At 64.3% G+C, this 5,532-nt stretch carries 8 protein-coding genes and 1 pseudogene; 6 read left to right on the forward strand and 3 right to left on the reverse strand.

Annotated features, from left to right (window positions below; all coding sequences use genetic code 11):
• Window positions 1-121: 121 nt before the first annotated feature.
• The 3 genes from VS93_RS30160 to VS93_RS25840 all read right to left on the reverse strand — a co-directional run bounded on the left by VS93_RS30160 (window position 122) and on the right by VS93_RS25840 (window position 1,408).
• Complete coding sequence (locus VS93_RS30160) at window positions 122-262, reverse strand: hypothetical protein (protein ID WP_173434371.1); 141 nt, start codon at window positions 260-262, stop codon at window positions 122-124.
• Between the two features lie 382 nt (window positions 263-644).
• Window positions 645-908, reverse strand: coding sequence for a hypothetical protein (locus VS93_RS25835; protein ID WP_156185023.1), 264 nt, complete (start codon window positions 906-908; stop codon window positions 645-647).
• A 17-nt stretch (window positions 909-925) separates the two neighbouring features.
• Entirely contained in the window at window positions 926-1,408 is a 483-nt protein-coding gene (locus VS93_RS25840; RefSeq protein WP_082127209.1) for an ATP-binding protein, read from the reverse strand.
• 256 nt (window positions 1,409-1,664) lie between these two features.
• On the opposite strand from VS93_RS25840, the gene VS93_RS32255 reads away from it, so the two are divergent.
• From VS93_RS32255 to VS93_RS32270, 6 genes and pseudogenes are all read left to right on the forward strand, one after another.
• Entirely contained in the window at window positions 1,665-2,426 is a 762-nt protein-coding gene (locus VS93_RS32255) for a helix-turn-helix domain-containing protein (RefSeq protein ID WP_236700748.1), read from the forward strand.
• 146 nt (window positions 2,427-2,572) lie between these two features.
• The gene (locus VS93_RS32260) at window positions 2,573-2,734 is read left to right on the forward strand and encodes a hypothetical protein (RefSeq protein ID WP_236700749.1); all 162 of its coding nucleotides are present in this window, start codon (window positions 2,573-2,575) and stop codon (window positions 2,732-2,734) included.
• Complete coding sequence (locus tag VS93_RS32265) at window positions 2,734-3,144, forward strand: hypothetical protein (protein WP_236700750.1); 411 nt, start codon at window positions 2,734-2,736, stop codon at window positions 3,142-3,144. The genes VS93_RS32260 and VS93_RS32265 overlap by 1 nt, the downstream gene beginning before the upstream one ends.
• A gap of 21 nt (window positions 3,145-3,165) precedes the next feature.
• Window positions 3,166-3,768, forward strand: a complete 603-nt coding sequence (locus VS93_RS25850) for a GNAT family N-acetyltransferase (RefSeq protein ID WP_236700751.1) — start codon at window positions 3,166-3,168, stop codon at window positions 3,766-3,768.
• 494 nt (window positions 3,769-4,262) lie between these two features.
• The gene (locus VS93_RS25855; protein WP_046472461.1) at window positions 4,263-4,730 is read left to right on the forward strand and encodes an NUDIX hydrolase; all 468 of its coding nucleotides are present in this window, start codon (window positions 4,263-4,265) and stop codon (window positions 4,728-4,730) included.
• A gap of 90 nt (window positions 4,731-4,820) precedes the next feature.
• A pseudogene (locus VS93_RS32270) lies at window positions 4,821-5,532 on the forward strand (hypothetical protein); the annotation flags it as partial.

Consider the following 5,532-nt stretch of genomic DNA (forward strand, 5'->3'; position numbering starts at 1 on the left):
GCGAAGGCTTCGCGCTCGTCGCCGGGGGCAGGGTAGCGGCGGTGTTCGCGGCCGAGCACCTGGGCGGGGAACTCCTCCCCGCCCAGACGGCCGCTGATCAGATCAGCGGTCACGATGGCTCCTAGTGCAGGGCGTTGTCGTTGGTGTCACCCTTGCCGGTGCTTCCACCGTCGGAGGGTTGCTCGGCGCGGGAACGGACGGCCGCGATGTCCTCCACAGCGAGGACCAGTTCGTCGTCGGCGTAGGGCGTGCTGGTGTCCATCAGTCTCCTCACGGTTCGTTGTTCGAGCATGTGCTTTCCTTCCTGAGCAGCGAGGAGCGATCCCCCACAGTGACAACCGGGGTCACTTCTCGCTGCCCGTGAGCCATCCGGCCGGGTGGGTCGTCTCCGACCGGATGGCGTCTAGGCTCCCGCCGTGATCGTGGTCATGCGGGAAGGTTCGCTGGTGTCGGTATCGGCGCCGAGGGTCTCGGCGAGGTGTTGGGCTTCCTGCACGGTCGTGGTGGCGTGGGGGGTGCGCTTTCTGCGCTGCTTGTGGTGCGGCGGTCGGGGTTTTGAGTGGCGCGGCGGTGCGGGAACGCCGGGAGGGGTCGCGTCATCGCCGCTCGGGAAAGGAGCGGTTTCACCACACCGCCGCGCCGGATCATGGGGATCCCCACGCGGGTCCGGGACGGTTGGACGGCCGGTGCGCCAGGCGGAAGGCCGCGCGTTCGGCGCGGGCGAGTTCGCTGAGGAGGTCACCGTGGGGCGCGACCCTGACGGGACGAATCGTGAACGGGCCGCAGTAGAACGCTACGAACACCCGGCCAGAGGGGGACCACATGATCCACCAGCGCTCGCCGGTGTGCTGCTGGTATGCCTCGGCCTGGTCGTAGAACGCGCGGTCGTCGGTAACTCTCCACGGCATGTCCGCCAGCACCCCGCTCACCGCAGATCGGACCGGTCGAAGACGGCCCACACGGTCAGCGGTTCGCCGAGGACACCGAGAACCCCCATGCGCCGACTGAAACGACTCACCAGGAGCAGACCACGCCCGTGCATTCCATCTGGCGATGCCTCGGCCAGTTTCGGGAAGGTCGGCGCGCATCCAAGGCGCGGACCGTTGTCGGTGACGCTGACCCGGATACGCCCTTCCGATGGGTAGCTGAGCACGATCGTGAAGCCGCCATCTTGGCCTGAGGCGGTATGGGTCAGGGCGTTGGTGACCAGCTCCGAAACCGCGATCTCCAGGGCATCCTCCTGATGCGGACGCAGGCCCGTGACGCCTCTGACCCAGTGCCTCGCCGCTGTCACCTGGTCGGGAGTCGAGCCGAATCGAGCCGCGTGACGGCGCCCGGCACGGGTCGCGAAGAGGGCCGTCGAGTAGGCGGGAACTCGTCTAGGAAGGGCCCTCAGCCTCGCCCCCATGTGTGTCACCTCTGATGGATCGACTGCGCTTGTCCGCGCCGTATTGGCATCTGATCGCTCTCGATCGAACACGTTTCGCACTCGAAAAGCACTAGGGTTCGCGCCATAGTTTCTATGCAGGATTTCCCTGGTCTGACCTGCGAATTTTTCAGGGTCTTCGCGTTCTTATGTCGCTGTAGCCCTTGAACGGATCGGCTGTGTCGTTGCGCTTGCGCGTTCCTTGGGCACTCTGTAATCAAGCCTTCGGAGGGTTGCGATGACGAAGTGGACAAAGGCGCAGGTCCGTTCCCTTGTTGACCGAATGCGGCATCAGGGACGGTCGGACAACGAGATTGCCCAGGAGATCCGGACGAAATGCGGAATAACCCCGCTCGCGGCTTACCGCCAGCTTCATGGGTGGAGTCAGACAGAAGCCGCCGCTCGCTACTCCAAAGCAACACCTGGCTACGGTGTGGATCAAGCGACGCTCAGCCGATTGGAGCTGTGGCCGAGCAAAGGCGGTAGGGCTCCTCAAGCACTCCAGATCGTGGCATTTGCCAAGCTGTACGGGGCGCAACCACTCAACCTTCTCAGCGCAGAAGGTTTTGAACGCCTTGGCGAAGCCGAGCGCGACGTCCTTCTCCGCGTCGGCCAGGAAAACGGTCCGGTGAAGGCTTCACATTCCCTCACCGGGCGAATCACCCAACCTCCGACTGACGAACCCTCATCTTCTGAAAGGCAGGTTGAGATGGCAGCCAGGCGTGCTCTGAGATTCGGCTCTTTGGTGGAAGGATCCAACACCGGACCCGAAACCATCCAGGCTCTCTATGAGGAGACCGCCCGGATCTCCAGCGTGTACCCCCGCGTTCCACTCGGCGACGTTCTCAGCGACCTCATCGAGGCCCAAGACGTGGCCTTTCGCCAGTTGGAGGGCAGGCAGCGACCGAGCCAGAGCAAGGATCTCTATGTCCTGGCTGGAATCCTCAGCATCATGCTCGCCAAGGCTCCCACGACACAGGCGACCCCCAATCCGCCATGAAGCAGGCCCGGACCGCCTCCATCTGCGCAGACCAGGCCGAACACCCCGGATTGATGATCCGAGTCCGCGCCCAACAGTCGCTGATGGCCTACTGGGCAGGATGGACAAGCGAGGCCGCTCGATACGCGAGCGCTGCTGAAGATCTCATGACCAATGAAACCGGAAGTGGTGCCGTATGGCTGGCTTCACAGAGCGCGCGGACGTGGGCCGCGCTGGGGGACGGTGAGCGGGCCGTGAGCGCTCTTCGTCGCGCCGAGGAGCTTCGCGCGGCCATGGAACCCGACGACTTGGACAGCCTGGGCGGCTGATGCGCTTCGCGCCCTGCCGACAGGCCTACTACGACGCCGAGACACGGATCTGGGTTCCGGGGGAAGAAGAAGAGGCCAAGCACGCGGCGACACGCGCCGTCGCGGCCTATGAGTCGGCTCACGAGAGCCAGAGCGACGACTGGGCGTTTGGTGACGAGGCCGGTGCTCGTGCTGACCTCGCATTCGCCCACATCTGCCTCGGCGAGGTGGAAGGAGCCCAGGAAGCACTCGCCCCGGTTCTCTCCCTGCCAGCCGAACAGCGGATCGCCGGCATCGTGGGAAGTGTGATGCGGGTCCATACCTCGCTGCGCAAGCCCGGCTACGCCGGGAGTTCCACGGTGCGACAGCTGCGAGAAGAGATCGAGGTGTACGCACAGCCCCCCGCCGCCGCGCTTACGGCGGGTCGCTAGCCTCGCATCATGTTTCCTGTCTTGCTGACCGGCCGCTTGCTGACACTGCGTGAGCTGAGCCGGGCTGATGCTGATGATCTTTGCACGGTGTACGGCGATCAGAAGACCGTCGAACATCTGTCCTTCTCGCCGCGCACCTGGGACCAGTGCGTGGCGCTCATCGACTCCGCGATGAAGGATGCCGAGACCGAACCCCGCCGCGTGTACATGTTGGCCGCGGCGAAGGATGGTCACCTCGTTGGCACGGCACGGCTGGCCCTGGACGAGCGCCCACACTCGGCCCAGATCGGCTTCGCACTTCACCATGGACTGTGGGGGCAGGGGCTCGGGACAGAGCTGCTTCACCTCCTTCTCCGGCTCGGCTTCGACACGTTGCGCCTTGCCCGGATCTGGGGTGCGCGCTCTCCCGACAACGCGGCCTCCGCGGCCGTCATGAACAGCGCCGGGATGATCGAAGAGGGACGCATCCGGCGTCACCTGTGGACCGGGGAGGCATGGCGCGACTCCATCGCCCATTCCATCCTCAGTGACGAATGGAGCCCACCGGCACCGAAACCAACAGCAGAGCAGACACACGGTAAGTCTTGCGCTTCCCCTGAGATCCCGGATACCGAACCTGGATGAAGGTTGGGTCGTTGGGTACGAATAAGGGGCTCGTTTGATCCAGGATTTCGGGCCGGAGCGGTGCGCATCGTGGAGAACATGAAAGCGGGTCGTGTGTAGGTGTATCTGTCCCCTCTGGAGCGTGTCTCCCAGCACGTGGAACCCTCACCTGAGATCGGCCTTGGCCCTCCGGGAAAAGCAAGACACAGACCTTCTGCGAAGGAGAACGTCCACTATCGTTCCTCTATGCACGACCGGGTCCCAAGCACGGCTGACTCATTCTCGGTGCGAGCCGGCATCGTTGCTGGTCAAGACAGCGCGATCAAATCGAGCGGGCGGGAGAAGCACTCGTAGGAAATCCAGCGGAGCGCGTCGGGGGCCGGTTCGGACCTTGCAGGCGTCCTCGCCGAACGTGGCGTCTCTGATGTGGTGCAGGGTCTCGATGTCCCAGTGCCCGCGCACCAGCTCGGCGATCCTGGCGGCTGGGCCGCCCGACACTCAGGAGCGCAGCAGCAATGGGTAGGACCGAGTACTACTACGATCCCAACGCGCCCAAGGCCAATACGCTGATCCCGGCCAGCAACCTGCTCGTCGTGAACGACGAGGGCGCGATTCTTCTGCAGCGGCGTCGCGACACCGGCCAGTGGGCTTTATCCGGAGGCGCCCAAGACATCGGTGAGACAGCGGCACAGTGCGCGATACGCGAATGCCTCGAGGAGACCGGAATCGTTACCGAGATCACGGGCTTCTTGGGGGTATACACCAACCCTGACCACATTGTTGCCTATACCGACGGCGAGATCCGGCAGCAGTACGAGAACGCCTACATCGGACGCCCTGTGAGTGGTGAACCGACCGTCAACGACGAAGCCGACGGGGTCCGCTTCGTGCCGCCCGCCGACCTAGACGAGTACGACATTCATCCGAGTATGCGGCAGCAGATCGGCGACTACCTGGCCGGCACCTACCCGTACCTGGGTTGAGCGGCCGAGGCCGCCTCGATCCTCGTCACAGCAGCGAAGATGTGAGGAGCTGCGCGACGGATAAAACGCCCCATCATCGGCGAACGCGCGATGGCCCTGCTGGTCGGGCGGTGGCGGCTGCTACGGCACACCACCACGAGCCTTTTCCAGATCGGCGACCTCGTCAAAGCCGCCTTCGTCCTACACAAACTCGCTGAGGTCACCTCACTACCCGGCCTGTACCGGAAACCGGGGCAAAGCCCTGGCCTGGTGGTACCACCCTCTCCCTCATGTCCTCTTTTGCCCGGTTGGCGCGTTGACCAGTATGCTTGCCCCCTTGTGACGTACAAGAGGGCGGATCTTCCACCAGCGGCTCGTCATATCAGCGCCCTGCACAGCGAGTGGAGGACCGCTCGGACCTCGCTTCGGGTGCTCGCCGTCATCCATAGTCTCGCCGCCGCCACCCGCATCACCGACGTGCTGCCCGCTTTTCAGGATCCGCGTATTCAACTCTTCTGCACACAGACGAGCGGCGCCGTGTTCTCTTCCGGGGTCGAGGAATACATGCGTGATAGCGGGTTCCTCTGTCTGGAATGGGACGAGGCGATGAGTATCCGATTCGATATCGCCATCACCGCGAGCCTCGGCGACAATCTTCACGAATTGAAAGCACCAATTCTCCGCCTTCCCCACGGAAACGGGTATAATAAGTACGGGAACCGGGGAACCGGGGAACCGGGGAACCGGGGAACCGGGGAACCGGGGAACCGGGGAACCGGGGAACCGGGGAACCGGGGAACCGGGGACGGGAACCGGGAACCGG

The organism is Allosalinactinospora lopnorensis, from assembly GCF_000981225.1.
GTDB lineage: Bacteria > Actinomycetota > Actinomycetes > Streptosporangiales > Streptosporangiaceae > Allosalinactinospora > Allosalinactinospora lopnorensis.